The organism is Actinomadura sp. 3N508, from assembly GCF_044326375.1.
Classification (GTDB): Bacteria; Actinomycetota; Actinomycetes; order Streptosporangiales; family Streptosporangiaceae; genus Spirillospora.
In genome coordinates this window covers 59571-84065 of record NZ_JBIRAX010000003.1, presented here as the reverse complement: position 1 = coordinate 84065, position 24495 = coordinate 59571, and the positions used below count along the sequence as shown (strand labels likewise).

31 protein-coding genes are annotated in these 24495 nt (G+C 70.0%); 12 read left to right on the top strand and 19 right to left on the bottom strand.

Annotated elements, in window-relative coordinates; translation table 11 throughout:
* Positions 1-25 precede the first annotated feature (25 nt).
* The 7 genes from ACH34S_RS11535 to ACH34S_RS11505 all read right to left on the bottom strand — a co-directional run bounded on the left by ACH34S_RS11535 (position 26) and on the right by ACH34S_RS11505 (position 3907).
* Positions 26-1009, bottom strand: a complete 984-nt coding sequence (locus ACH34S_RS11535) for a hypothetical protein (RefSeq protein ID WP_395952520.1) — start codon at positions 1007-1009, stop codon at positions 26-28.
* Positions 1009-1476: a hypothetical protein gene (locus ACH34S_RS11530; protein WP_395952519.1), complete on the bottom strand. Its 468-nt coding sequence runs from the start codon at positions 1474-1476 to the stop codon at positions 1009-1011. Before ACH34S_RS11530 ends, ACH34S_RS11535 begins: the two co-directional genes overlap by 1 nt.
* Positions 1477-1492: 16 nt before the next feature.
* Positions 1493-2110, bottom strand: coding sequence for a hypothetical protein (locus tag ACH34S_RS11525; protein WP_395952518.1), 618 nt, complete (start codon positions 2108-2110; stop codon positions 1493-1495).
* Positions 2107-2331 (bottom strand): hypothetical protein, encoded by a 225-nt coding sequence (locus ACH34S_RS11520; RefSeq protein ID WP_395952517.1) that lies wholly within the window; start codon positions 2329-2331, stop codon positions 2107-2109. The genes ACH34S_RS11525 and ACH34S_RS11520 overlap by 4 nt, the downstream gene beginning before the upstream one ends.
* Positions 2331-2561, bottom strand: a complete 231-nt coding sequence (locus ACH34S_RS11515; protein ID WP_395952516.1) for a hypothetical protein — start codon at positions 2559-2561, stop codon at positions 2331-2333. Before ACH34S_RS11515 ends, ACH34S_RS11520 begins: the two co-directional genes overlap by 1 nt.
* Positions 2558-3673 carry a hypothetical protein gene (locus ACH34S_RS11510; protein ID WP_395952515.1) on the bottom strand — a complete coding sequence of 372 codons (1116 nt, stop codon included), beginning with the start codon at positions 3671-3673 and terminating at the stop codon, positions 2558-2560. Before ACH34S_RS11510 ends, ACH34S_RS11515 begins: the two co-directional genes overlap by 4 nt.
* Positions 3674-3775: 102 nt before the next feature.
* Positions 3776-3907 carry a hypothetical protein gene (locus ACH34S_RS11505; RefSeq protein ID WP_395952514.1) on the bottom strand — a complete coding sequence of 44 codons (132 nt, stop codon included), beginning with the start codon at positions 3905-3907 and terminating at the stop codon, positions 3776-3778.
* Between the two features lie 358 nt (positions 3908-4265).
* On the opposite strand from ACH34S_RS11505, the gene ACH34S_RS11500 reads away from it, so the two are divergent.
* Positions 4266-4472, top strand: a complete 207-nt coding sequence (locus ACH34S_RS11500; protein WP_395952513.1) for a hypothetical protein — start codon at positions 4266-4268, stop codon at positions 4470-4472.
* On the opposite strand, the gene ACH34S_RS11495 is transcribed toward ACH34S_RS11500, so the two are convergent.
* The 6 genes from ACH34S_RS11495 to ACH34S_RS11470 all read right to left on the bottom strand — a co-directional run bounded on the left by ACH34S_RS11495 (position 4469) and on the right by ACH34S_RS11470 (position 8781).
* Entirely contained in the window at positions 4469-4804 is a 336-nt protein-coding gene (locus tag ACH34S_RS11495; RefSeq protein ID WP_395952512.1) for a DUF6409 family protein, read from the bottom strand. The two genes, ACH34S_RS11500 and ACH34S_RS11495, sit on opposite strands and share 4 nt — an antisense overlap.
* A 95-nt stretch (positions 4805-4899) precedes the next feature.
* A complete protein-coding gene (locus tag ACH34S_RS11490) occupies positions 4900-5646 on the bottom strand; it encodes a hypothetical protein (RefSeq protein WP_395952511.1) in 747 nt (248 codons plus the stop codon).
* 91 nt (positions 5647-5737) lie between these two features.
* Positions 5738-5986, bottom strand: coding sequence for a hypothetical protein (locus ACH34S_RS11485; protein WP_395952510.1), 249 nt, complete (start codon positions 5984-5986; stop codon positions 5738-5740).
* A gap of 205 nt (positions 5987-6191) precedes the next feature.
* Complete coding sequence (locus ACH34S_RS11480; protein ID WP_395952509.1) at positions 6192-7490, bottom strand: hypothetical protein; 1299 nt, start codon at positions 7488-7490, stop codon at positions 6192-6194.
* Positions 7487-7819, bottom strand: coding sequence for a hypothetical protein (locus tag ACH34S_RS11475; RefSeq protein ID WP_395952508.1), 333 nt, complete (start codon positions 7817-7819; stop codon positions 7487-7489). The genes ACH34S_RS11480 and ACH34S_RS11475 overlap by 4 nt, the downstream gene beginning before the upstream one ends.
* A gap of 512 nt (positions 7820-8331) precedes the next feature.
* Positions 8332-8781 carry a DUF6069 family protein gene (locus tag ACH34S_RS11470; protein ID WP_395952507.1) on the bottom strand — a complete coding sequence of 150 codons (450 nt, stop codon included), beginning with the start codon at positions 8779-8781 and terminating at the stop codon, positions 8332-8334.
* 82 nt (positions 8782-8863) lie between these two features.
* Here ACH34S_RS11470 and ACH34S_RS11465 point away from each other — a divergent pair, with 82 nt between their 5' ends.
* Complete coding sequence (locus ACH34S_RS11465; protein WP_395952506.1) at positions 8864-9304, top strand: MarR family winged helix-turn-helix transcriptional regulator; 441 nt, start codon at positions 8864-8866, stop codon at positions 9302-9304.
* 138 nt (positions 9305-9442) lie between these two features.
* On the opposite strand, the gene ACH34S_RS11460 is transcribed toward ACH34S_RS11465, so the two are convergent.
* Together ACH34S_RS11460 and ACH34S_RS11455 are read right to left on the bottom strand one after the other, a co-directional pair.
* Positions 9443-9775, bottom strand: a complete 333-nt coding sequence (locus ACH34S_RS11460; protein ID WP_395952505.1) for a thioredoxin family protein — start codon at positions 9773-9775, stop codon at positions 9443-9445.
* Between the two features lie 46 nt (positions 9776-9821).
* The gene (locus ACH34S_RS11455; protein WP_395952504.1) at positions 9822-10466 is read right to left on the bottom strand and encodes a class I SAM-dependent methyltransferase; all 645 of its coding nucleotides are present in this window, start codon (positions 10464-10466) and stop codon (positions 9822-9824) included.
* 160 nt (positions 10467-10626) lie between these two features.
* Here ACH34S_RS11455 and ACH34S_RS11450 point away from each other — a divergent pair, with 160 nt between their 5' ends.
* Positions 10627-10983 (top strand): MarR family winged helix-turn-helix transcriptional regulator, encoded by a 357-nt coding sequence (locus ACH34S_RS11450; protein ID WP_395952503.1) that lies wholly within the window; start codon positions 10627-10629, stop codon positions 10981-10983.
* Positions 10984-11001: 18 nt separating this feature from the next.
* Here ACH34S_RS11450 and ACH34S_RS11445 read toward each other — a convergent pair whose 3' ends face one another.
* From ACH34S_RS11445 to ACH34S_RS11430, 4 genes are all read right to left on the bottom strand, one after another.
* Positions 11002-11310, bottom strand: a complete 309-nt coding sequence (locus ACH34S_RS11445; RefSeq protein ID WP_395952502.1) for a sulfurtransferase TusA family protein — start codon at positions 11308-11310, stop codon at positions 11002-11004.
* Between the two features lie 2 nt (positions 11311-11312).
* Positions 11313-12494: a cysteine desulfurase family protein gene (locus ACH34S_RS11440; RefSeq protein WP_395952501.1), complete on the bottom strand. Its 1182-nt coding sequence runs from the start codon at positions 12492-12494 to the stop codon at positions 11313-11315.
* Positions 12491-13159: an ArsR/SmtB family transcription factor gene (locus ACH34S_RS11435; protein ID WP_395952500.1), complete on the bottom strand. Its 669-nt coding sequence runs from the start codon at positions 13157-13159 to the stop codon at positions 12491-12493. Before ACH34S_RS11435 ends, ACH34S_RS11440 begins: the two co-directional genes overlap by 4 nt.
* 211 nt (positions 13160-13370) lie before the next feature.
* Positions 13371-13772, bottom strand: a complete 402-nt coding sequence (locus tag ACH34S_RS11430) for an ArsR/SmtB family transcription factor (protein WP_395952499.1) — start codon at positions 13770-13772, stop codon at positions 13371-13373.
* A 112-nt stretch (positions 13773-13884) separates the two neighbouring features.
* Here ACH34S_RS11430 and phnD point away from each other — a divergent pair, with 112 nt between their 5' ends.
* From phnD to ACH34S_RS11385, 9 genes are all read left to right on the top strand, one after another.
* A complete protein-coding gene (gene phnD / locus ACH34S_RS11425) occupies positions 13885-14793 on the top strand; it encodes a phosphate/phosphite/phosphonate ABC transporter substrate-binding protein (RefSeq protein ID WP_395952498.1) in 909 nt (302 codons plus the stop codon).
* A gap of 12 nt (positions 14794-14805) precedes the next feature.
* Positions 14806-15543: an ATP-binding cassette domain-containing protein gene (locus tag ACH34S_RS11420; RefSeq protein ID WP_395952497.1), complete on the top strand. Its 738-nt coding sequence runs from the start codon at positions 14806-14808 to the stop codon at positions 15541-15543.
* On the top strand, positions 15540-16436 hold the full coding sequence (phnE, locus tag ACH34S_RS11415) for a phosphonate ABC transporter, permease protein PhnE (RefSeq protein WP_395952496.1): 897 nt from the start codon (positions 15540-15542) through the stop codon (positions 16434-16436). The genes ACH34S_RS11420 and phnE overlap by 4 nt, the downstream gene beginning before the upstream one ends.
* Positions 16433-16795, top strand: a complete 363-nt coding sequence (locus ACH34S_RS11410) for a DsrE/DsrF/TusD sulfur relay family protein (protein ID WP_395952495.1) — start codon at positions 16433-16435, stop codon at positions 16793-16795. The genes phnE and ACH34S_RS11410 overlap by 4 nt, the downstream gene beginning before the upstream one ends.
* A 48-nt stretch (positions 16796-16843) precedes the next feature.
* The gene (locus ACH34S_RS11405) at positions 16844-18025 is read left to right on the top strand and encodes an NAD(P)/FAD-dependent oxidoreductase (RefSeq protein ID WP_395952494.1); all 1182 of its coding nucleotides are present in this window, start codon (positions 16844-16846) and stop codon (positions 18023-18025) included.
* Positions 18026-18166: 141 nt separating this feature from the next.
* Positions 18167-20320: an MMPL family transporter gene (locus tag ACH34S_RS11400; RefSeq protein WP_395952493.1), complete on the top strand. Its 2154-nt coding sequence runs from the start codon at positions 18167-18169 to the stop codon at positions 20318-20320.
* A gap of 95 nt (positions 20321-20415) precedes the next feature.
* Positions 20416-21027: a 4Fe-4S dicluster domain-containing protein gene (locus ACH34S_RS11395; protein ID WP_395952492.1), complete on the top strand. Its 612-nt coding sequence runs from the start codon at positions 20416-20418 to the stop codon at positions 21025-21027.
* Between the two features lie 4 nt (positions 21028-21031).
* A complete protein-coding gene (gene nrfD, locus ACH34S_RS11390) occupies positions 21032-21922 on the top strand; it encodes an NrfD/PsrC family molybdoenzyme membrane anchor subunit (RefSeq protein WP_395952491.1) in 891 nt (296 codons plus the stop codon).
* Positions 21923-21936: 14 nt separating this feature from the next.
* Positions 21937-24495: a molybdopterin-dependent oxidoreductase gene (locus ACH34S_RS11385; protein WP_395952490.1), complete on the top strand. Its 2559-nt coding sequence runs from the start codon at positions 21937-21939 to the stop codon at positions 24493-24495.

Genomic DNA, 24495 nt, shown 5'->3' with positions numbered 1-24495 from the left:
CCCCCGTTCGGTTCCTGGTGCGGGTTCAGCTGGTGCTGAAGTTGCGGTCGGAGCGCGCCCCCGTCGAGGCCTCGACTTCGGCCTTGGGCCGGTGGGTGCGGTTGAGGTAGGTCAGCGCCGCGCGGTAGGCCGCGACCGCTGCGGCGTGCGCGGATGCGGCGGTGCGGAGGCTGGAGGCGGCGGCGGCGATGTCGTTGTGGGCGCGGCGTTGGGCGTTGAGCGCGGCGTTGGCGGCCACCATGGCCTGGTGCACGTGTGCCAGCGCGGCAGGTTCCAGGCTGTGTGCGTAGCACGCGGCCTCCAGCTGCCCGAGGTTCGTCAGCGTCGCGTTGATCTGCTGGCAGTGCGCCTCGGAGGAGTCGGCGAGCTTACGCATCGACGCCGCGGCCTGCACGGCCTGCTCGCGGTCGTTGTCGCCCGACGTGATCAGCCGGTTCCAGCCGGCCAGGACGGCGCGGAGGCCGACGATCTCGCCGCCGCGCTTCGGGTGATTGGTCACGGTCATCGGGGCTCCATGTGGTGCGGGGTTCGGGACGGGCGCGGGCTGGCTCGGGGGGGCGGGTACTGGTTCGTGTGCCGGGTCGGGACCTGGTCCTTCGCGGGGCGCCTCGGCTGGTTCGGGCGCGGCCGGTTCGGGGGCGGGGTCCCGGTGGTCGGGTTGTTCGTCCCGTCTGGTGCCGGGCTCTGCCGAGTCGGCGTCTCCCGCCCGCTCCCGCCCGCCGGTGCCGGCGGAGGGAGCGGGGTCGGGTCGAGCGGCGCGGCGACCGGCGAACGACCTGGCCGCGCGCGCCGCGCGGGTCACCTGCCACGACATGGTCGCGACGGCCGACAGCAGCACCTCCGCGGACTCACCGTCGTGCTTGCGGGCCCAGGTGGCGTACCCGTCGCCGGTCATCTGCTTGCGCCATCGCCGCGCGGTCTTGACCCACTCCTCGGAGTGGTCGTAGGCGCGCCACGCCAGCCATGCCGCGAACGCGACCCCGATCACGACGGCGGTCACCGGGTCCATCAGCGGCCCGTCCCGCCGACCAGGTACGCGGCGGTGTTCACGGCCATGTCGCTGGTGCCGTCGACGAGGCTGTCCCCCACCGCGCCCAACGCGCCGCCGATCCCGACGACGAACGCCAGCGGCAGGATGAACGCCGCCCATTCGTCGCGAGGCTGCGGCTTGTTCTTCGGGTGGAGGCTGTGCACGGTGAAGATGCCGGTGATCAAGACGGCCACCGCCGGGATCGCGATGATGAGGCCGGCGGTGCCCTCCGACAGGTTGTCCGAGCCGAACCGGCGGAGCAGCGCGAATCCCTGCACGATCCAGGTGCCGAACGCGACCGACGCGCACGCCCCGACCGCAAGCATCATCACCAGCCGGACGGTCGGCAGGATCCTCTTCTGGGTCAAAGCCCACCGGATGGAGTAGGCCATCGCGCCGGCGGTCGCGGTCCCCGCGGTCGTGCCGACGGCGACGAGTCCAGACATTTCGGTTCCTTCGAGGTCAGAGGGTGGTGAGCCAGGCGATGCCGCCGCAGAACCCGACGAGCACCAGCAGGGCGGGGTACTGGACGGCGTACACCACGGCGTAGGCGGCGGCGCAGACGGTGACGCATGCGGCGCCGACTGTGTAGTAGGCGGCGGCTGCCGCGCCGGTCGGCTGCCGGGCCGCCGCCTGGTGGACGCGGCGGGCGAGGTCTGCGAGGGACACCAGTGGGCGTCCCCCATACGGCAGGTGCGCGAGGTAGGCGGGGGCGAGCGCGACGCAGCAGACCGCGCACGCCAGGTACCAGCCGAGCCAGGCCGCCAGCCGTGGCAGCGGCGCGGCGCGTTCGTCGACGCGTTCGCTGACACGGTCGGACATGGCCTTCACGGTGGGCGGCGCGGTCGTCAGCGGCGGCTGATTGGCCAGCGTCCGGGCGGTGCTCGCGGCCCACCGCGGCGCTGCCGTGCCGCTCTCGCCGTCACGCTCGGTGTCGGGGTCCGTGGTAGCGTCCTCTCGCGCGCGCACGCACGCACGTCGCGCCTGCGCGTTGGGGTCCTTCTGCACGGGGACGAAGGGCATTGCCTCTTGCTCTTGCTCTTCCTCCGCACCCTGCCTGGCGTCACTGTGCGTGGTCATTTGCGGTCTCCGAAACTGATGCTTCGTGCGAGGTCAGCGAGGCCGGCCGCAGCCTCGTCGGCGGCCTCCTCGGCCTGGTCGGGGTGGGCCTGGAGCGCGGCCTTCAGGTAGTCGACGGCGTGGCTGAGGCGGCTTGACCAGGTCGTGGCCTCGCGGATCCGGGCCATGTACATGTCGTCGCGGCGGTAGGGGACCAGGTCCCGGCGTTTGAGGCGGGCCATCATCGGGGCCTGACGGTTGCGGCGAAGGTGATCGGCAGGCCGCGCGGCGCGTCGTCGATGGTCAGGGTGAACTCGCCGACCTGGGCGGCGGGGAACCCTTCCCTATCCACGAAAGTGACCAGGTGGTCATGTATCCAGGTGGAGTCGTCGGGGTCGGCCACGACCGTCACCGGGTCCCCGACCCGCTCTCCGCGCCGCTTGAGGGTCAGCAGCATCCGCCGGGCGGTCACGAGTCGGCCCCACGGTCGACCTCATGGAGGCCGTGGACGGCGTCGCGCAGGAGCCGGGACCGACGGGTCCCGATCCCGAAGTGCGTCGCGAGCGGCTCCGCCCCGATCTTGCGGCCCGTCCGCTCGAAGTGCTCGGCGGCGTATGCCTGGGCGTCGGGCAGAAGCGGGTCGTCCTCGCCCATCCCGGTCGGGGCGGGGGCGGGCCGCTTCCGACTGGCCTGCTCGGCCTGCGCGGAGTCGGTCGGGTGAGTCGAGGTCGGCTCGCCCGAAGCGGCGTGCGGCGCGGCGCTCTGGGGAGGGCCGGTCGGGTCAGGGGCGGGGGCGGACGCCGGGGTCGGGTCGGGTGCTGCAGCCGGGGCGGGGACCATCGGAGCAGACTCGGCCGGGCGGGTTGAGGCGGGGCGGGGCGCGGCGGGGTGGGGCGAGGTCGGGGCGGGGGCGAGGCCGGCCGCCTCCCTCGCCTCTTCGGCTGCGAACTCGTCGTCGCGGCTGCGCAGCACCGCCAGGTGCGAGATCAGCCCGATCGCGATCGGGGGAATGCTGGAGACCAGCACGACCAGCAGCCACATGTGCTGGCCCGGCTCCCAGGCGCCGGCGTGGATCGCGTGGTAGACAGCGTTGCCCGCCAGCGACAACCCGATAGCGCAGATGGCGTTGCCCGCCGCGAACCGGCGGACCTTCGCCGACTTGGTCCGACGGGACTGCCACACCCGCGTCGTGGTGATCACGAACGTGTCCAGCGTGGTCGGCAAGAGCCAGTCGAGGCGACCCCAGCCGGTGTAGGCGCCCAGATGCCGCAGCGAGGTGAAGGACGCGACGATCGCGGCCAGACCCCCGACTGCGATTCCGAGGTCGACCACCCAGTCCCGCCGGTCCAGGTCGGGGCGGACCCGCCCCGGCTCGCTCCGCCGGTCGGGGCCATCCGGGGCGGGTCGGGGCGGCTTGATCGCCGGGGCGGGACGGCCGACCGGGGGCGCCTCGGCGGGCGGTCGGGTCGGGGCGGGAAGCGAGGGCGCCGGGTCGGGTCGGGGCGCCTGGACATCGCCGACCAGGCCCCGCCCAGGCGAGGCGGACCGGGTCGGTTCGGGCACGGCAGCTGCCGAGGTCGTCATGAGAGATCCCTGTCGGGTCTGTAGCCGGACGTGGAGCGACCGCGGACTGGCCGACCCGCGGCTGAGGCGGGGCGGTGCGCGATCGAGAGAAGGCGAGGCGGGCTAGCGAGTCGGGACGGACCTGGCCATCGACCACGCCTCCAGGCAGGACACGGAGGCGGCCATGGCGACCACGCACGGGTCGCCGAAAGTGCCGATGCCAGCGACGGCGACGGCGACGGCGTAGACGGTCATCGCCCCGAACCTTGGGGCCGGAACTCCTACCGCTGCGCGGTCCGGAGCCGGGTCGGGTCCGGGGCGGGCTGGCTCACGGGCCCGCTGGCCCTGCTGCGGCGAGTACTCTCACCCATGGGTCACGCCTTTCGTCGGAAGGCTTGGCCTGGCCGACGCCGCAACGGCGCCGGTCGAGGCCCTCGCCGCAGGTTTCCTAGGCCATATGCGGTGAGGGCCTCGTCATTTCCGGGGGGCAGATCCCCGGCCGCCAGAGTGGTGGACGGTCCACCACTAGGCAGACTACGCCGGTCGTTTACGGCCCGCAATCGATCGTGAGACGATCCCCGGTGAAATGGGAGAACAGCACCGGCGGAGCAGGGTGGACCGCCACCTGAAGAAATGGCGGCCCACGCTACGGCCCGACCGGGCGCTGTTCGAGCGCGTCGCCCGAGGCGTCGACCAGCTGGGCGGCGGCTGGACCATGAACAGCCACTACGAAGCCTGGTTGAGGTACTGCGCCCACGAGAGGGACGAGCCGCCGCCACGCCCGCCCGCCCCGCCCCCGGCCGACGACTCACCCGACTAGCCCTCCGCCGCCCGGTCGATGCGGCGGCGCCGCACCAGCGCGCCATGCACTGTGGATTGGAACCCCTCGGGCAGCCGCCCACGCGACGCGGCCCGCTCCAGCGAGAGCAGGGCGCGAGCGGACCGGTCCTCCAGCCGCTCCTCCAAGGCCGTGAGAGCTCCGGCGGGGAACGCCTGGACGCTCTCCCCGATCTCAGGATCGCCCAGGGTGTAGAACCACACCACGACATCGCCGGCCAACGTACCTGTCACGATCGCCTTGCGCGGACGCTCCTGGTGCCCGCGTACCCAGCGGCGTGCCATTACCAGGGAGCCGATCGGGAAGCTGCTCATTGCTATCTCGTTTCCTCACGGTCGACGAGGGGCCGTGCCTGGCGCGCATGGGCTGGCCAGACCAATGGAGCTGGCGGCCGGCATGCGCACCAGCCTCAGGCGGGCCGGTAAGCGCTGGGGTTCTCGCGATGCCAGGCGGCGCTCCACCTGGCGGACGCCCGGTCGCCTTCCATGCAGAACCACCCGCACGAGCAGTACGCCGTGGACGCGCCGTCGTAGCGCCCGCCGCCGCGCTTGCTCACGAAGGTGCCGTTCAAATGCCAGCCGCGGGGCTCGGTGGTGTAGGTCAGGTGGTGCGCCTCGGGCGCGAGGTCACGGAGCATCGCATCAGCGACCCGGGCAACGCCGAAGGTCGTCCAGAGGCCTTCCAACGCGAACCGCACCCGCACCCCCGTGTCGGTGGTGGCCGTGATGCTGTGCCGGTCGACAACCGCGGCCCCGCCAGGGACCCCCAAGCGGATCGACCCGTCAGCCCGCGGCTGCGGGCACCGTTGATTGCGCCGCATCTGCATCACGTGGCCGACCCCCTCCGGGCCGAAGGCGGGAGCATCCCAGGTAAGACCCTTCGGAGCCTGATGCAGGGCTGCGGCGAGCGCACGCGCCAGGGTCAGGTTCCCGTCCATTCCGCTGGCGTAGCCGGCCACAACGCGTTGACCGGAACGGTTCCGCAGGGCCAGGCGAACCACCCTGCCCGTGCCTGGCCGCACCAGGATGGTCCCGCGCGCCACCTCTTCCTCGTGCTGGCGGGTCCCTGCGGCGAGGGAGCGCTCCGCGTTGCGCAGCGCGAGGTACTCCTCGGCGCGGGATATGGGGCGCTGTCTGTGGCCACGGACCGTGGTCAAGGTGCCTCCATCGAAGCCTTCTTGGGAGAGTGGGGCAGCTGCCCAGAGTTGTTGGTGAGTGTGGGCCCACCTGAACCAGCGCGGCCCCGGCTCAGCCGGCCTCGTGGCTTTCTCGCCAGCATTGCCCGCAGTTGTCCGGGCCGTGCTCGCCGCCGAGTTCATTGAGGAGCAGGTGCTCTGCCTCGGTCATCGTGTCGACCTCAGCCAGGGTGGTGTGGGTGATGCGGACGCCGTCAGCGCTCCATTCGGCAGCCCTGTGCCGGGTGAGGTAAACGCGCTCGCGGCCATCGGTGCCGGTCTGGCGTACCAAAATGATTGGGGATTGCTTGGGGGGTTGCATCGGTGCTCCTCTCGGAAGGTGGGCGGCCACCCCATCAGTCCGGAGTTATCGTCGCTGATGGCTGTGCCTTTCTGTCTTCAGGGGCCCCCGCCCCTAAATGTGGTGGGTGCCTGGGATGTTTCCTGGGCACACATCAACAGTATGGCAATCCAATAATCATGTCAAGTCAAATGGAGTTGGGTCACAGAGAGATGCCGGCCCGTGTTCAGCAGTCCAGCTCCAGCAGCGTCTGCACCGGCCCCTGCATGGGCGCGGCGGTGGCCCTCTCCCACGCCTTGGTGAACTGCGGACCCACCTTGTCCGCCACCGTCGCCGGCACCACCACGGCCAGCTGCTCCACGGTCGGGAACACGCCCTCAGCGCGGCGCCGCAGCCACACCCGCGAATGCCGCCCCGCCGTCTCGACCGGCCTCCCCGCCCGGTCCGCGAGCGCCGCCAGATCCGCCATGCACTCGCCGCGGGCGCCCTCACTCAGCACCGTGATCGCCCGAGCAGCGCGGCCCGGCCCCGTGACCACGCGCCGCACCTCTACCACGGCCCACCGCCCCGCCTGGACGCGTTCCTCGAACAGCCGCAGCGCCTCCTCCTGCCCCGGCGTCGAGGCCATCAAGTCGTACAGGGCCCGGCCCGCCATCAGCGTCTGCGACGGGTTCAGCCCCTCGGCGACCGTCTCCATCAGCAGCGGCTCCCACGCCAGCGCCGGGGCGGCGGCGAACCCACCCAGCACCCGGCCCCGCCCCTCCTTGTTTGCCAGCGCGTATACGCAGAATGTGCACGCCGACTTTTCCCACCACACGCCGGTCTCGGCGTGGATGTACAGCTCGCACATCTCCCTCGTCCAGCCCCACGCCGCCAGCGGATACACCCCGGTCCGCAGCGGGCTGTTGGCGGCGGTGTCCTTCACGCACCTGGACTGTTCACCGGCCTCGAACCCCATGATCTGTCGGTACGGAGCACCGCCGGTCACGAGCGCGATCACCTCGTCGGCCGGGACCCCCTTAGCCTTTTGGCTGCATTTGCGGACGCCGCCGAGCTGCGGGATCGTGCCCGCCGTCACCATCTCGTCGAAGAGCCGGTACGCGCCGTCCACATACAGCCGTGACGGTGCCCGAGAGTCGTCCAGGACCGTGATCCCGTGGCCCTTCCGTGGACCTGTGCGGGCAACCTGGACATACCGGATGCCGTGCCGTGCCAGCCGCGGCAACACATGCTTCTCGACCAGCTCGCGGTGCACCGGCCACTCGCTGCCGGTCATGGCGGTGACGACCACAAGGCGGTCCAGCGTCAGCCCGGCGGGCAGCGTCGGCAGCTCGCCGGCCCCGTCGGGTGCGGTGATGCTCCGCCGGTCGCCGCCGACCTCGTCGAGCATCTGGCAGAGCCGCAGCAATATCGCGGTGCTGTCGACCCCGAGCCCGTAGGAGATCACCCACCAGCCATCCCAGCTGTCTTCGAGGCGAGAGGCGGCCGCAGGGACGGCGATGCCCGGAAGCTCCAGCGTGGTCACGCCGAACCTCCTGCGGCCCGCATGCTCTCCAGGGTTGCCACTTCCGCGGGCGCCAACTGGCCGGTCGAGACGGGGCCGAGGGCCTCGGCCTCGGCGATCACCTCCCACAGAGACAACCCCTGCTTGAAGTCGTGGCCCATCCTCTCCGCCAGCTTCGCGCGTTCTCGCGCGCCGTGCGGGTCGAGCCGGGCGGCCTCGACGAGCTGAGCGCGGGGCGCGACGATGCAGAACCGGCACGACAGGCGGGGCAGGAACAGGTAGATCCAGTGCCAGGGGACGCCGGCGTTGTCGATCAGCTCCCACACCTGTTCCTCAAGCAGGTGATGCACGGGCAGCCACACATCGACGCGTCGCCGCGAGTTGGAGTCACCGCCGGGGCGGAACGCGGCCTGCTGGCGAAGAGCAATATTCGTTGAGGTCGAATGGCTCGGCTTGTCGTAACGCAGAGTGAGCTCAAGCTCCTCAGGGTCTGGTCTGCGGCGAAGCGTTGATAGGAGGCCAGCGTGTCCTCGGTTCGCTTCTCGAACCGAAGGGGGTGTGCGCAGGTCGGTGCTCACGCGACCGTAGGCCGCGTGGTGCGTTGCGCCCGGAAGTTGCGGCGTGGGTCATGGCGCTGCCGCTTCGTCCCTTCGTCGTAGCGGCGGCGCTCAGCCATGCACGGCACAGGCTCTGGTCTCGGTCGAAGTCCGGTTCACCCGCATCAAACAGGTGATCTCAGTTAGTGGCCTCGCCGAGCTGGTGGGACAGCTCTGCAGTGTTGGTGAAATAGCCCGGTGACTTTCTGGTGAACCTGTTCAACCAGGGCTGTGCAACCTGGGCGAGATTGGTCTCTGGACGCTACTCACCGTGCTCGGCGTGGGAGGGCTAGTGCCAGTACTGGGACGATGATGATCGCGACGACGATGTGGCTGATCGACAAAACGACTTTGGTTGCGGTGGTGCCGTCGCTGATGACGGGCAGAACGAAAGAGGCGATGAGGCCGATCAATGTAAGCGCCACGAACGATGATCGCGGGCGTCTGGCCCATCGTCGGCACGCTACGGCGAGCGCGGTTCCGGCCACTCCTCCCTCCAGAAGCGCCCCGAACGCCATGTTGATCATCGGCATTCGCTCGTATTCGTCCTCGAACACCTCGGTCAGCTCCATCGGCACACCGGCGGCTCGGGCGACCGCGTACACGATAACGCTGGCCGCCGCGGCGACCAGCGCGGTGACCAGGCCCACTCGCCAGAGCGGCTGGTCGGTCCACTGGCTTCTGCCGAGGGTTGCGGCGTCTGATCGGTCAGCCATGCATCCCGTCCTCGATAGCGTCTGACGAAGGGAAACACGCGAATAGTGAAGTGTACTTCACTATATTGGGGTGGGTGGGCGGATGGACGTCGAGGGCACCGAGGTCATGGACCGGCTGTTCGAGTTGGCCGTGGTGCTCGGCGGCATGATGAACCGCCGTCTGGCGGAGAACGGACTCACTCCAGCTAGGGGCGAGGTCGTCTGGCTGCTGCACCGCCGTGGTCAACTCACACAGCGTGAACTCAGCGACGTGCTCGAATGCACTCCGCGCAACGTGACCGGCCTGGTGAACGCGCTGGAAGAGGCGGGCTTCGTGGCGCGCACCAAACACCCTGACGACGGGCGCGCGTTCCTGGTCTCTCTCACCCCGCGCGGCCGGGCGCTGGCCGCCGGATGGGGGGCCGACCGTGACGATGGCACTGCTCGGCTGCTCGCCGACACGTCCGAGGCTGAACTCGCTACCTTTGCCACGGTTCTCGATCGCGTGCTCGCTGCGCTGCGGACTGCCGCGTCAGGGAGCTGATCCCTCCCGTGGGAGAAACTGCGTGGAACGCCCACCGGGTGGACGCTGCTTCGGTGCCACGTCGCAGGGCATCGTGGCGGTTTCAGAAGGTTGAGGTGCTGTCCAGGGCCGTGAATCGCCGCGTTCGATGATGGACGGTCATTGAGGTTCCGGTGTGCTGGGCCAGGTCAAGAAGGCGTCCAGTGCATCGTGGAGCCGGGTCTTGGTGATCACGCCGGTGATGCGCTCGACCTCTCGGCCGTCGGTGAAGACGATCAGGGTCGGCAGTGCGGTGATCTGGTGGCGGCGAGCCAGGGCGGGGTTGTCGTCGAGGCGGACGGTGGCGATGCGCAGCCGTCCGGCGTGTTCGGCGGCGGTCTGCTGCAGGACGGGGACCAGGGCCTGGCAGGGACCGCAACTTTCGGCCCAGAAGTCGACCAGGAGCGGCTCGGCCGTGCGGGCCAGTTCGGCGTCGAAGTCGGCTTCGGTCAATGGAGTCAATGGGGTGGTGTTCACGATTTGTCTGTCCTGTCCCGGGTCAGGCGCGGCTGGCGGTGCCGATGATTTGCGGGGCCGTTGGGAAGGGCACGCCGGTGTCGGCGCTGGTCAACGTTTCGACATGCCCGGTGGTGAAGCCGGCGTTCTCGATGGCGGTGAGGGTGTCGCGGGAGCAGTGGCAGCCGCCGCCGAACCATGGCCAGATGCCAGTGGCGTCCAGGGTCTGCTGGACGCGCCGCCGTGCGGTTCGCGGGTTGCGGACGTGTTCGAGGAACCGCAGTTGGCCACCGGGCTTGAGGACGCGGGCGATCTCGGCGAGGGCGGTGGCCTGGTCGGGGACCGAGCACAGGACGAGGGAGGCGACGGCGGCGTCGCATGAGCCGTCGTCGGCGGGTAGCCGGTCCGCCCAGCCGTCGACGACCTTGACCGGCACTTTGATCTGCCCGTCGTCTTGGGACGCTCTGGTCTGGGCGAGGGCGCGCAGGTGGGGTTCGGGTTCGACCGCGAGGACCTCGGTGACGCTGCCGGGGTAGTGCGGGAAGTTGAGGCCGTTGCCGGCTCCGACCTCCAGGACGCGTCCGGCTAGACCGTCGAGCAGGGTGCGGCGGTGCGTACCGAGGCCGCGGTCCATCAGCAGGCTGGTGCGGGCGTAGAAGCGGGCGAACAGCGGATGGTGGTGGCTCATGGCGTCTCTCCCGAGGCTCGGGCTACTCTCCTTTTCAGGAGGATACGACATAGTGAAGCACATACACAATGAACCTGGTGCCGAAACTGCGGCTGGGCCTGGCGCGCTGGAGCGGTTGTTCGAGCTGGCTGCGATGACGTCGGAGTTCATGGAGCGCGGCATGGCCGAGCGTGGCCTGACGCGGGCGCGGGCGTCGGTGCTGTGGGCGCTGCACCAGCGCGGCCCGATGACGCAGCGGGCGCTGGCCGATCTGATCGGGGTGACCCCGCGTAACATCACCGGGTTGCTGGACGCGCTGGAGGCCGACGGGTTCGCCGAACGGGGCCGGCACCCGACCGATCGGCGCGCCACCCTGGTCGCGCTCACCGCTCGGGGGACCGAGACGATGGACGGCCTGGCGAGCGAGTACCGGGACGGCTACAACTGGCTGTTCGACGGCGTATCGGCCGAGGACCTGGTGGCTTTCGTATCGGTCGCGTGCACCGTCATGGACCGGATCCGCTCGATCGAGTGCTGATCAACCGGGGGTGCTGAATCATTCTGCGTTCAGATGCCAGGGTGCCTCTGGGCGAGTGGCCCGGGCTTCGGCAGCGACACGCAGCGCATAGCCCGGAACGGCGTTGGTCGCACGGATGGGGCGTACGGGGACCGGGCCGAGGTAGTTATGGCCGGTCAGGTGGCACCAGGCCGCCAGGTCGAGCGGCGCGGCAGGGTCGGTGGCCAGCAGGTGCACCAGCGTGCCCGGCCGAAGTCCGGCAAGGCGTTCGCGCAGGTGGAGGAGAAGTTCGGTGCACGACTTGTCGCCACCGTCGATGACGACGTCAGCTTCTTGCCGTGCGCTCACCGCTAGCTGCCCGGGGGAGTGAGGAGGGCATGGGCGGAGTCGGCGATCTGCTGTGCGGCCTGGTCGGTCTCGTCTTGGGTGCTCCACCGTCCGAGGGTCAGCCGGAGGGCGGCCAGGGCTCGGTCGTGGTCGTGTCCCATGGCCAGCAGGACGGGGGAGGGTTCTGGGCTGTCGCTGTGGCAGGCCGATCCGGTCGCGGCGGCTATGCCGGGTGCGGAGGCCAGGAGGCGGTCGCCTCGTGTGCCGGTGATGCTGATGTTGAGGGTGCCGGGCAGGCGGTGCTCGGGGTGGCCGTTGAGGTGTACGCGGCCGGGCAGCAGGTCGCTCAGTCGTTGGTGGAGCCGGTCGCGTAGCGATGTCAGTCGCGCGGGTTCGCCCGTGCGGAGGTCGGTGGCGGCCAGGTGTGCCGCGGTGCCGAGGGCGACGGCCGATGCGACCGGTTCGGTTCCGGCGTGGAGCCCTCGTTCTTGTCCGCCGCCGTAGATGGCCGGTTCGAGGTCGAGACCGGGCCGCACGTAGAGCGCGCCGATGCCCTTGGGGGCGTACATCTTGTGCCCGGCGATCGTCAGCAGATCGACGTCCAGTCCGGTCACGTCGAGGGGGATCTTCCCGGCGGCCTGCGCGGCGTCGGTGTGGAACAGGGCGCCGCGCTCGTGGGCCGCGGCGGCCAGTTCGGCGATGGGCTGCAGGACGCCCGTCTCGTTGTTCGCCGTCATGATCGACACAACGGCGGTGCGGGGGGTGAGCGCCCGCGCCAGGTCGTCCGGATCGACCCTTCCGTGGGCGTCGACGGGCAGGTGGGTGACCTCGACTCCGTGCAGCCGGTTCAGGGCGCGGCAGGTTTCAAGGACGGCGGGGTGTTCGGTCACCTGGGTGATGACGTGGGCGGGCCCGTCCCGGTGACGCAGGGCGGCTCCGCGGACGGCGAGGGTGTCGGCCACCGAGCCTCCGCCGGTGAACACGATTCCCTCCGGGTGGGCGCCGATCAGATCGGCGATCTGGCGGCGTGCGGTGGTCAGCGCCTGCCGGGGCTGCCGGGAAAGGGCGTGGTCGCTGGACGGGTTGGCGAAGTGGGTGCCCAGGTATGGCTGCATGGCCTCGACGACCCGCGGGTCCACCGGGGTGGTGGCGTTGTAGTCGAGATAGACGAACTCGTCGCGCAGGCCCTCCGGACGCCCGCTCATGCGGCGTCGTTGGCCACGGGCAGTCCGGCCTGGCGCCAGTCCGGCAGTCCTCCGTCCAGCGGGCGGGCGGTGTAGCCCTGCTCGCGGAGGAGCCGGACGGCCTTGGGGGCGAACACGCAGTACCTGCCGCGGCAGTAGGCGACGATGTCGGCGCCGGTGGGCAGTTCGGCCAGCCGCGCGGCCAGCTGGTCGTGCGGGATCCCGATCGCGCCGGGGATGTGGCCGGCCCGGTACTCATCGGCTGGCCGGACGTCCAGCACCAGCACCTCGCCGGAGTCGGCGCGGCGCGCGAGTTCGTCCAGGCCCACCGGTTCCAGGCTCTGCACGTTCCCCAGGTAGTCGCGGGCGGCACGGTCCACATCGGCCAGCCGGCTGCTCGCCAGGTCCTGAACCTGCGTGATCAGCGCCGTGACCTGGCAGTCGGCGATCCGGTAGTAGATCCGGGTGCCCGAGCGCCGGGTGGTCAGCAGACCGGCCGAACTCAGCGTCTTGAGCTGCGCCGAGGTGTTGCTCAGCCGCATTCCGGCGGCGCGGGCGAGATCTTCGACGCTGCGCTCTCCCTGGGCGAGCAGGTCCAGCAGCTCCAGCCGGGCCGGGTTGGACAGGGCCTTGCCGATCCGGGCGAACTGCTCGTACAGCGACGTCTTCGCGGTCGTGTCGTCCACCTTGATGTTCCAATCTATTTTGGAACACTGTACAAGGTGAGGCCGGTTGCGGCCAACCCGCGCCCAGGGGATGTCCTCCGCGACGCTCTAAAGGCTGTCGCTGTCCGCTGGGCTGCCAGTGCGCCGTCCTTGAAGCATGATTTCGGTCAGACGGGTCGCCCGCAGCCCGTCTTCTGCGAGCAGGCGCGCCGCCCCGTGGGCGCAGCCGGCGTCACGGCGATGGACGGCGATCTTGATCACCGCCCCCGGTCTCCTCGGAGCCCTGGCCGCGATAGGCCACGGTGGTCGCGGCCGTGCCGGCCATGCCGGCCAGATGGGCGGCGGCCATCTGCCGCAGCAGCGCGCACACGTCGGCGACGCCCTGATCAGCTAACCGGTAGTAGACCCTCGTTCCCTCGCGGCGGGTGGTCACCAGCCCTCCGCTCTTGAGGATCTGCAGATGCGCGGAGGTGTTGCCGACCCCGAGCCCGGCGGAGCTCGCGAGGGCGTCCACGCAGCTCTCACCGTGGGCGAGCAGATCCAGCAGTTCCAGGCGCTTGGCGTTGCCGAGCGCCTTGCCGACACGAGCGATCTGCTCAAGGACGCGGGTCTTGCGGTGGGGGTCGCCGCTCATCTATCTTCTCCAAAGAACTTCGGAATATTGGAGTTCGGAACAGCATAGTGCGGGGGTTTCGGCTCCGCGAGGTCTGTTCGGGCGATGCCCGAGCCAACGCAAGGGGAGAGCCGTGGCGCGATGGAGAGTTCCGATTGCGGTGCTGTTAGGCGCTGTGCTGGTGATGGGCACCGGATGCTCATCGTCGGCGGCGGATTCTGAGGGGATGCCGGAGACCCTGCGGGTGGGGTTGATCCCGAACGTGTCTCCGGACAAGCAGAAGGCGCAGTACCAGCCGTTCGGCCGGTATCTGGCCGGCAAGCTCGGTGTGAAGATCGAGTTGTTCGTGGCGACCGACTACTCCGGCGTGGTCTCCGCGCTGGCCGCCGACAAGGTCGACATCGCCTACCTGGGCGGGCTCACCTACGTCCAGGCCGCCCAGCAGACCAAGGTCGTTCCGCTGGTCACCGAGGTCGACCGGGAGACCGGCACGCCCAAATACCTGTCGGCGATCGTGGTGAAGAAGGACGCTCCCTACACCTCCACCAAGGATCTGCTCGCCTCGTCACCGAAGTTCGCCTTCGGCGACCCCAGCTCGACCTCGGGCAGCCTGTACCCGCGGATGATGCTGGTCGCGGCGGGGGCACGGTGCGATGCCCGGCAGCTGACCAAGTGCCCGCCGCTGGAGACGGTGACATTCACCGGCGGCCATGACGCGACCGCCCGGGCGGTGCTGAACGGCAGCGCGGACGCCGGCGGGATCGAACTGAGAATCCTGCACCGGCTGGAGAAGCAGGGCGGCATCACGGCCGGCGGGCTACGTGCGATCGACCAGCGCCAGGTGATGGGTTACCCATGGGTCGCCCGTGCAGGTCTGGATGCCACGGCCCGCAACGCGATCACCACGGCGTTCACCACGATGCGAGACCCGGCGCTGCTGGACCTGATGCGGGCCAACAGCTTCGTGAAGGTCACCGAAGCCGACTACGCCGAAGTCCGTGACCAGGCCGCCGAACTCGGCCTGATCGAGGCCGGAAATTAGCCGGGGGCTGCGATGCGCATCGAGGTGGAAGGACTGACCGTGGTCCTCGGGGATAACCAGATCCTGCGCAAGGTCGACCTTCAGTTGGCCGACGGTGAGCAGGTCGCCGTACTCGGCCCGTCCGGCGCGGGCAAGACCACGTTGTTCCGTGCGTTGCTCGGCGGCGTCCCGCTCGCGGCGGGACGGATCAGGATCGGGGGCCACGACCCGTTCGGTTCGCGCGCCGAACTGGCGCGGATCCGCCGGGCCACCGGCTGCGTCCGGCAGCGCGACGACCTGATCGCCGGGCTGACCGCGCGGGCCAACACGCTCATGGCCACCACCTACCAGTGGCGGCTCACCGAATGGCTCGCGGTCCTCGCCGGGCGGGTACCGCGCCGCTACACCGCGCCGCTACGGGAGCTGACCGACCGGCACGGCATCACCCCCCATCTCGAACGGCGGGTCGAGCACCTGTCGGGCGGGCAGCGCCAGCGCGTCGCCCTGGTGCGGGCGGTGCTGCCGGGGCCACGGCTGCTGCTGGCCGACGAGAGCACGTCCGGTCTGGATCCGGTGCGGGCCGAGACCGTCCTGGAGCATCTGGAGGGGACCGCCGCCACCCTGCTGGTCTCCACCCATGACCTTCAGATCGCCCGCCGGTTCGGCCGGGTCATCGCGCTGCGCGAGGGCCGCATCGTCTTCGACGGGCCGGAACTGGACGCCCGCGCGGTCGAGGACATCTACGGCACGGCGGGGAGCGCGGCGCGATGAACACCCCCGTCACCGCTCCTCCCGCCCCCGATGAGCAGCGGGCAGCGCCCCCGCGCCGGTCGCCGATCCTTTCACCGATCCGGTGGCTGGTCGTCGCCGCCGTGGTCGCGGCCTGCCTGTGGTCGCTGATCGGAACCGGCGTCGGCATCGGATCGCTGATCGACGGCAGGCAGGGCGCCGCGCAGCTGCTCGGCGGCCTGTTCCCACCCGAGCTGGACGGCGAGCTGCTGCGCAGGGTCGGCACCGCCACGGCCGAGACGCTGCAGATCTCCATCGCCGCGCTCGTCCTCGGCGCCGCCGCCGGCCTGCCGCTCGCCGTCCTGATCGCCGGGAACGTCGCCGCGCCCCGTCCCGTGGCCGCCGCGGCCCGGGTCGTGGCGGCGGCGCTGCGCGGGGTGCCGGAACTGCTGTGGGCGCTGCTGTTCGTCGCCGCGGTCGGGCTCGGCCCCGCGGCGGGCGTGTACGCGGTCGGGCTGCACGCCGCGGGCGTGGTCGCCAAGCTGTGCTCGGAGCAGATGGAGGCGGTCGAGGCCGCCCCGGTCGAGGCGATGCGGCTGACCGGAGCCTCCCGGACCGCCACCACGTTCCTGGCGATCATCCCGCAGGCCCGCGCGAACATCGCCTCCCAGCTGCTCTACCAGTGGGAATGCAACCTCCGCAGCTCCGTGGTCATCGGGTTCGTCGGCGCCGGTGGCATCGGCCAGGACCTCGGCATCGCGCTGCGCCTGTTCCGCTACCAGGAACTGGCCACCCTGATGCTGGCCGTGCTCATCCTGGTCCTCGGCGTGGACCGCCTCTCCAAGATCTTCCGGAGCCGCCTCGGTGCCGCCTCCGGAAACACCCCAGGTCACAGCACATTCCGATTCCTGCGTCTTCGAAGGAGCACGACATGAAGTTCCTGTTCGCGTTGCACGACCCGCCCTACGGGACGGAGCGGACCTACAACGGCATCCGGTGGGCCCGGCAGATGCTCGACACTAACGGGACCCAGCCGGACAACGAGGTGAAGGTGTTCCTGTTCGCCGACGCGGTGGTGTCGGTGATGTCGGAGCAGAAGACCCCCAACGGGTTCTACAACATTGCCTCCATGCTCAAGGCCCTGGCGAGCAAGGGCGCCGCGGTCGGGATCTGCGGCACGTGCCTGGACGCCCGCGGGATCGCCGAGGACATGATCCTCAAGGGCGCCCACCGGTCCTCGATGGCCGAGCTCGCCGACTGGACCACCTGGGCCGACCAGGTCGTCAACGTCTGAACCACGCGCACCACGACCCCGCTCACCGCACAAGGAAGGCATATCGCCGTGTCCAACAACGTCCTCGTCCTCGGCGCCGGAGTCGCCGGGCTCAGCACCTCCGCCCGGCTCCGCGAACTACTGCCGGACGACGACCGCGTCGTCCTGGTCGACCGGTCCTTCACCGGAGTCCAAGGCCTGTCGCTGCTGTGGCTGCTGCGCGGCTGGCGGGCCCTCGATGACGTCACCGTCATCCCGGGCGGCGGCGTCCTGCCCGGCGTCGAGCGCGTCACCGCGACCATCGAGCATCTCGACCTGGACCAGCGCCAGGTCCGGACCGACAACGGCCCGCTCCACTACGACGCGCTCGTCATCGCCCTCGGCGCCGGTTTCGACACCGCGAAACTGCCCGGGCTGGACGAAGCCTTCGCCGCGGGAAGCGCCGTCCACTACTACACCCCGGACGCCGCCGTCGACGCCCACGCCAAGGTCAGCCGGATCCGATCGGGCAAGATCGTGTTCCTGGTGACCAGCGTCCCGTTCAAGTGCCCGGCCGCGCCGTACGAGGGCGCGATGCTCGTCGCGGACCTGCTCACCGAGAACGGAGCCCGCGACACAACCACCGTCGACCTCTACACGCCCGAACCCCAGCCGATGCCGGTCGCCGGACCCGTCGTCGGTCAGGGGGTCACCCAGATGCTCGACGCCCAGAAGATCGGCTTCCACCCCGGACGCCAGGCCGAGCGCATCGACGCCGCGGGCGGCCAGATCATCTTCACCGACGGTGAGCGCGTCCCTTACGACCTGCTGGTGTTCATCCCGCCGCACGTGCCGCCCGCGCCGGTCAAGAACGCCGGCCTGTCCCCGGCCGGATGGGTGCCGGTCGACCCCACCACCCTTGCCGCCGAGACCGCCGGGGTGTGGGCGCTCGGCGACGTCTCCTCGATCACCCTCGGCAACGGCAAGCCGCTGCCCAAGGCCGCGGTGTTCGCCGCGGGCGAGGCCGACGCGGTCGCCGCCGGCGTGGCCCGCCACCTCGGCTACGCCGCGCCGGAACCGCACTTCGGCGGCAACGGACACTGCTACCTGGAGGTCGGCGGGCACCGCGCCGCCAAGGGCGCCGGGAACTTCTACCACCCCGACGGACCCCAGGTCGAGATGTCCGAACCATCCGAAGAGCTCCACCGCGCCAAGGAACGCGAGGAAGCCGACTGGCTCGCCACCTGGAACGCCGCGGCGCCCGCCGGCTGACCACACGAAACATCACCGCGATGTTGCCGCGCGACGTCGCTTGACGGCGGTGCGCATCGATCCTTGCGGCTACCGCCGACCGGGCCCGACGGCTGAACGGGCCCGGTCGGCGACGGCCCTTCGCTCTCAGGAGGTTCCCTCATGTCCGTCGGCGCGTCCGACCCCGTCCGCCACCACCCGCCGCGCGGACGCCGCACCCTGGCCGACCGGACCGCCGCCGCCATGGTCGCCCGCCGCAAGCTCGTCATGCTGGCCTGGCTGGCGATCGTGCTGGCCGCGGTGCCGCTCGCCGCCACGCTCAACGGCGCCCTGTCCGGTGCCGGGTGGAACGCCCGCGGCTATGAAAGCGAACAGGTCCGGCACGAGTTGCGCCGGGACTTCGCGGCTCTGGGCGCAGAAGCCGCCGCCGTCGTCGTCCAGGCGAAGACCCCCGAAGGGCGCGAGGCGGCCGTCGGCACGGTCCTGGCGGGCATCGGCGACGACCCGGCGGTCGAGCGGGTCACCGATCCGCGCACCCAGCCGCCCGGCGCCGGGCTCGTCAGCTCCGACGGTCGCACCACCCTGATCCCCGTCCACCTCCACGCCGGCAGCGACGCCCACCTGCCCGAAGCGGCGGCGGACCTGAGCGACGCCGTCGACCGGGTCAGGCTTCCCGCGGGCGCCTCAGCCGACGTGACAGGGGAGTGGCCGGTCTGGGCCGACTTCAACGAGTCCAACGAAAAGGCCATGCTGAAGGCCGAGATCCTGTCCGGCCTGCCCATGATGGTGCTGCTGGTCATCGTGTTCGGCAGCCTCATCGCCGCCGGGATGCCGCTGATGCTGACCGCCGCCGGAATCGCCGTCTCCTACGGCGGGCTCCACCTGATCACCATGGTCACGCCGCTGTCGGTGTGGTCGATGAACTTCGCCATGATGATCGGGATGGCGCTCGGCATCGACTACAGCCTGTTCATCATCACCCGCTACCGGGCCGAACGGGCCAGCGGCCACGACACCCAGACCGCACTGGCCACCACCCTGGCGACCTCCGGCAAGGCGATCGTGCTGTCCGGCCTGGCGTTGATCATGGCGTTGGGAGCGTTGCTGCTGCTGCCGGTCATGGTGTTCCGGTCCATGGCCGCCGGGATGATGCTGTCGGTACTCGCCGTGGCCGCCGCCGCCCTGACCCTCCTGCCCGCCGTGCTGGCCGCGCTCGGCGACCGGGTCCTGCGGGGCCGCGCCGCACGCACCGGCCCGAGCGAGGCCCGCTGGGCCCGCTGGTCCAGCGGCGTCGTCCGCCGGCCCGCCCTCGGCCTGCTGGCCGGCCTGCTGATCCTGGGCGGCCTCGCGCTCCCGACCGCGAGCGTCGAGCTGGGCATGCCCGGCGCGCGCGTGGTCGACGCCGGGTACTCCAGCCGCGACGGCTACGAAACACTCACCGAGGCCTTCGGGCCCGGCGCGGGCGCCACCATCTACATCACCACGCCCCAAGCCACAGCATCCCAGGTCGTTCAGATCGCCCAAGGCCGCAGGGGAGTGGCCGCAGCCCGGACGGTGACCGAACCCGCCGCCACGGGTCGGCTGGTCGTCCAGGTCACCCCCACCACCGCGATCGACGACGACCGCACCGCCGACCTCGTTAAAGGCATCCGCGGCGACCTCGATCGAGCCGCCCCGCAAGCCCTGGTCGGCGGCCCGGCGGCCCAGAACCACGACCTGACCCGGGCCCTGGCCGCGTCCGCGCCCTGGATCATCGCCCTGGTGCTGATCATGTCGCTGCTGATGATGCTCATCGTCTTCCGCAGCGTCATCATCGCCCTGGTCTCGGTGGTGATGAACCTGCTCACCGTGGCCGGCGCCTTCGGGATCGCCTCCATCATCTTCCAGCACGGGATCGGCGCGTCCCTGATCGGCATCGACTCTCAAGGGTTCATCGACGCCTGGGCACCGGTGTTCTTCTTCGCGATCCTGTTCGGCCTGTCCATGGACTACCAACTGTTCCTGCTCGCCGCCATCCGAGAAAAGTACGAACTCGGCGGCGACACCCGCACCGCGGTCCGCGACGGCATCGCCGCCACCGGCCGACCCATCACCAACGCCGCGATCATCATGGTCATCGTGTTCGTCGCGTTCGGCGTCACCGGCCCCATCCCACCCACCGAACTCGGCATCACCCTGGCCATCGCGGTCATCCTGGACGCCACCATCGTCCGCATGCTCATCGTCCCCGCCAGCCTGGCCGTCTTCGGCGACGCCAACTGGCGCATCCCGCGCTGGCTTGACCGGGTCCTGCCCACCTTCACCTTCCGGCACTAACCGCAACCGAGCACCGGCTGCGGGCCTTGGGGGCCCGCACACACCTTCCGCCCCGCACCTTTGGTTTCTGACGAGCCCCTGAAGGAGACACTGCTGTGGCGCGCTTCGGAATGCTGATCGACCTGAACACCTGCATCGGCTGTCACGCCTGCTCGGTCGCCTGCAAGAACGAGTTCGACGTGCCGCTGGGAGTGTTCCGCGACACCGTCCTGTACGTCGAGGACGGCCAATACCCTAACGCCACCCGGCACTTCATCCCCGTCCTGTGCAACCACTGCGAAGACGCGCCCTGCCTGACTGCCTGCCCAACCGAGGCCATCACCCGCCTCCCCAATGGTGAGGTCGTCATCGACGAAGGCGACTGCAACCTCAACCGGTTCTGCATGTCCGCCTGCCCCTACGGCGCGATCTACGAAGACCCCCAAACCAACACCGCCGCCAAATGCACCCTGTGCGAGCACCGCACCTCGCTAGGAAGCCAGCCCGCCTGCGTCGAAGCGTGCCCCACCCAATGCCGGATCTTCGGCGACCTCGACGACGAGAACAGCGCCATCGCCACCAAGATCCGTGACAACCCCACCGACGTGTGGAAACCCGAAGCTGGCACCCAGCCCCGCGTCTCCTACATCGACCCTAAACGCGCGCTGCCACTGATCGCCGTGAACGGCGTCCAGGTCGACACCAACGCCGACCTAAAGGACCGGTGACGCGGTGACCGGCGTCCTAGCCGCGCCGTTGCCTGTCTCCCCGTGGGGAGGGCTGTTGGCCGCCTACTTCACTGTCATCGGCCTGCCCAGCGGCCTCACGCTGGCCACTTGGTGGCGCCGCGCTCGGAATCCGGCCGCCGACCTCGCGCTGGATTGGCGCGCCACCTGGGTGTGCCTGCTTCTGCTGTCGGGGGCCGGGTTGCTGCTGACCGTAGACCTGGGCCGGCCCGAACGGTTCTTCCTCATGCTCACCCGGTTCGGGAACTGGGACTCGCCCATCTCCCTCGGCGCCAAAATCATCGCGGTCAAGACGTTTCTGCTCGGCACCGCCCTGTACCTGCTGTGGCGGCGCCGCGCCGCCGCCACTCCCGGGTCCGCGCCGCCGCCAGCCCGAGGAATGACGCGGCACCTGGACCAGACCGTGGTGTGGCTGCTCGGCTTCACCAGCCTGGCCCTGGCCGTCTACCCGATCGCGGTCCTGGCCCGCTCGTGGGTATCCCCGCTGGCCGCCACCAGCGGCGCGGCCCTGCTCTACCTCATCACCGCGCTGCTGATGGGCATCGCCGCGATCCAGCTGCTGGACATCCCTCAACAGCCCGCGCGAGGGCAGGCGAGTCTGTACCGGCAGGTGACGCTGGTGCTGCTGCTGGCCTACACCGTGGCCTTGCTGTTCACCGCCGTGTCGGTTACAGGCGAACCGGCCGAGGCCGCCCTGGACGCTCTGGCCACCGGCCAGTGGGCGCCGCTGCTGTACGGCGGGGTCCTGGGGATCGGCCTGCTCCTGCCCGCCGTGACACTCACCATCGCCTGGGGCAGACGCTGGGCCGCTCCGGCCGCCGCTGTCGCGATCCTGATCGGCGCCTGCACCCTCCGCTACCTGATCTTCACCGCCTGAGCTGGGAGCGATCGTTGACCACCGACACCGAAACTCCCGACACCGCCACCCCGCCCGATGACGGATGGGAGCTGTCGCGCCGCGACCTGCTCCGCCTCGGCGCCGCAGCCGGGACCGCGATCATCGGGCTCGGCGCGATCGAGTTCATCCGCGGCCCCAAGCCCGCCGCCCCGGTCCCCAAACACGAGCCGAAAGCGCGGCAGGTCGCCTCGATGTGCCAGATGTGCACCACCGCCTGCGGCATCATCGGCCACGTCAGGGACGGCCGCCTGCTGAAGATCACCGGCAACCCGCACGATCCCAACAGCCAGGGCTCGGTGTGCGCCAAAGGCGTCGCGGGCCCGTCGGTGCTGTACGACCCGTTCCGGATCCTGTACCCGCTGAAGCGGGTCGGTGAGCGGGGCTCAGGCCGGTGGAAACGCATCACCTGGGAGCAGGCATACAGCGAGATCGCCGGACACCTCAAGAAGATCCGCGAAAGCGGGAAACCCGAGGAGTTCGCGTTCCAGCAGGGACGCAACCGGTCTACCGACATCATCTCCCGGTTCCTCAACGCCTACGGCACCCCCTCGGCGTTCAACCACCGGGCGCTGTGCTCACTCAACCGGCGCGCCGCCATCCTCACCACCATCGGAGAGTCCGACTGGGACCTCGGCGACTTCGAACACACCAAGTACGTCCTGAACTTCGGCTGCAACTGGGCCGAAGCCCACCAGGGCCACATCCCGGTCGCCATCCGCATGATGCGCGCCCGGCAGAAGGGCGCCAAGCTCGTCACCTTCGAGACCCGGCTGTCCAACACGGCCGCCCTGTCGGATGAATGGTTCTGCGTCAAACCCGGAACCGACGGGCTGATCGCCCTGGCCATGGCCAACGTCATCTGCCGCGAACAGCTGTGGGACAAGGAGTGGCTGGACACCTGGTCCAACCACCCCGCCGACAAGATCGCGAAACACCTCGCCCAGTACACCCCCGAATACGCCGAACGCGAGAGCGGCGTCCCGGCGGCGACGATCGAACGGATCGCCCGCGAGTTCGCCGCCGCGGCCCCGCGGTGCACCACGATCTGCAACCGCGGCTCGCAGTCCCACCGCAACGGCTACTACAACGACCGCGCCATCACCATGCTCAACGCCCTGGTCGGCAACATGGGCAAGGTCGGCGGCTGGTGCTGGCACCCTCAGTCGGCGTGGGACAAGAAGCTCCTGCCCGAACCCGGGCCCGTGCCCGACAAGCCCACGGCGCGCAGCATCATCGCCGAGGCCAAGGACTGGCCCCTGGCCAACGCCTTCCCCGACAAGAAGATGAAGGTCGCCCAGGTCATCTACCTGTGGATCAAAGAAGGCCGGCAGAAGATCTCAGCACTGATGACCTACAACGCCGACACCGCCTGGTCCTGGCCCGAAGCCCAACTCGTCCGCGGCGTCCTCAAAGACGAGAAGCTGATCCCGTTCCACGTGTGCATCGACGTGATGTACTCCGAGACCTCCCACTTGGCCGACATCCTCCTGCCGTGGGCCACCTACCTGGAACGGTGGGACATCGACTCCCGCCCACCCCAAGGCCTGGTCGACTACGTCGGCTTACGTCAACCCGTCGTGCCGCCGCAGGGCGAGTCCAAGGACATCCGGGAGATCTTCCCCGAGCTCGCGCGCCGGATCGGCGGCGGGATGGACAAATATTTTCCCTGGGCGACCACCGAGGACTACCTCGCCGAATACTTCAAACCGATCCCCGGCGGATTCGCCCGCATGCGCGCCCAGGGCGTCTGGTACGACCGCACCAAGAAACCGCACTACGAACCGCACCTGAATGTCCTCACCACCCAAGACCTGAAGGGCTCACGCGAGGACCCCAAAACCGGGATCATCTACAAGGGCGCCGACCAGAAGACCGGCGACCCGCTGGCGATCGGCATCCGCATCGACGGCGTCGCCATGCGCGGGTTCCTCACCCCGTCCCGCAAGGTCGAGATCTACAGCAGCTTCATCGTCGAGTCCGGCAGGAAAGTCGACCGGGATGTCCAGCCGCTCCCGGTCTACGAGCCGATCCCCAGCCACCAGGGCGACTTCCCGCCCCACCAGCTCATCATGACCAGCTACAAGATCAACGTGCACAATGCGCACCGCACCATGCAATCCAAATGGCTGCAGGAGATCTCCCACACCAACCCCGCCCTGCTCAACCGAGCCACAGCCACCAAACTCGGAATCGGTGACGGCGACTGGATCGAGGTCACCAGCTTCCGCCCCAACGACAAACTCGTTCCCGGCGGCGACGGCTCCAAGATGGGCACCCTGCGCACCCGCGTCCGCCTCACCGAAGGCGTCCACCCACTGGTCATCGCCATCGCCCACAACGCCGGACGCAGCGTCGGCGGCGCCTACGCCACCAACGGCAAAGACACCACCACCAACCCAGGCCACGCCACCGTTGCCGACGCCGACCTCGACCGGATGTGGTGGGACGGCAGCCTCAGCGTCCCCCAGAACGACCTGCTGCCCATCTACCCCGACCCGGTCGCCGGCGGCCAGGCCTACCACGACACCGTCGTCCAGATCCGGAAGGCCTGA

Excerpts from the sequence above, each read along its gene's own strand:
- ACH34S_RS11450 (WP_395952503.1), top strand. The coding sequence starts at position 10,627 with ATGGCCGAGCGTGGCCTGACGCGGGCGCGGGCGTCGGTGCTGTGGGCG.
- ACH34S_RS11465 (WP_395952506.1), top strand. The coding sequence starts at position 8,864 with ATGGACGTCGAGGGCACCGAGGTCATGGACCGGCTGTTCGAGTTGGCC.
- ACH34S_RS11485 (WP_395952510.1), bottom strand. The coding sequence starts at position 5,986 with ATGCAACCCCCCAAGCAATCCCCAATCATTTTGGTACGCCAGACCGGC.
- phnE (WP_395952496.1), top strand. The coding sequence starts at position 15,540 with ATGAACACCCCCGTCACCGCTCCTCCCGCCCCCGATGAGCAGCGGGCA.
- ACH34S_RS11420 (WP_395952497.1), top strand. The coding sequence starts at position 14,806 with ATGCGCATCGAGGTGGAAGGACTGACCGTGGTCCTCGGGGATAACCAG.
- ACH34S_RS11520 (WP_395952517.1), bottom strand. The coding sequence starts at position 2,331 with ATGGCCCGCCTCAAACGCCGGGACCTGGTCCCCTACCGCCGCGACGAC.
- ACH34S_RS11525 (WP_395952518.1), bottom strand. The coding sequence starts at position 2,110 with ATGACCACGCACAGTGACGCCAGGCAGGGTGCGGAGGAAGAGCAAGAG.
- ACH34S_RS11505 (WP_395952514.1), bottom strand. The coding sequence starts at position 3,907 with ATGACCGTCTACGCCGTCGCCGTCGCCGTCGCTGGCATCGGCACTTTC.
- ACH34S_RS11400 (WP_395952493.1), top strand. The coding sequence starts at position 18,167 with ATGTCCGTCGGCGCGTCCGACCCCGTCCGCCACCACCCGCCGCGCGGA.
- ACH34S_RS11410 (WP_395952495.1), top strand. The coding sequence starts at position 16,433 with ATGAAGTTCCTGTTCGCGTTGCACGACCCGCCCTACGGGACGGAGCGG.
- ACH34S_RS11470 (WP_395952507.1), bottom strand. The coding sequence starts at position 8,781 with ATGGCTGACCGATCAGACGCCGCAACCCTCGGCAGAAGCCAGTGGACC.
- ACH34S_RS11530 (WP_395952519.1), bottom strand. The coding sequence starts at position 1,476 with ATGTCTGGACTCGTCGCCGTCGGCACGACCGCGGGGACCGCGACCGCC.
- ACH34S_RS11495 (WP_395952512.1), bottom strand. The coding sequence starts at position 4,804 with ATGAGCAGCTTCCCGATCGGCTCCCTGGTAATGGCACGCCGCTGGGTA.
- ACH34S_RS11510 (WP_395952515.1), bottom strand. The coding sequence starts at position 3,673 with ATGACGACCTCGGCAGCTGCCGTGCCCGAACCGACCCGGTCCGCCTCG.
- ACH34S_RS11535 (WP_395952520.1), bottom strand. The coding sequence starts at position 1,009 with ATGGACCCGGTGACCGCCGTCGTGATCGGGGTCGCGTTCGCGGCATGG.
- ACH34S_RS11440 (WP_395952501.1), bottom strand. The coding sequence starts at position 12,494 with ATGAGCGGGCGTCCGGAGGGCCTGCGCGACGAGTTCGTCTATCTCGAC.
- ACH34S_RS11430 (WP_395952499.1), bottom strand. The coding sequence starts at position 13,772 with ATGAGCGGCGACCCCCACCGCAAGACCCGCGTCCTTGAGCAGATCGCT.
- ACH34S_RS11455 (WP_395952504.1), bottom strand. The coding sequence starts at position 10,466 with ATGAGCCACCACCATCCGCTGTTCGCCCGCTTCTACGCCCGCACCAGC.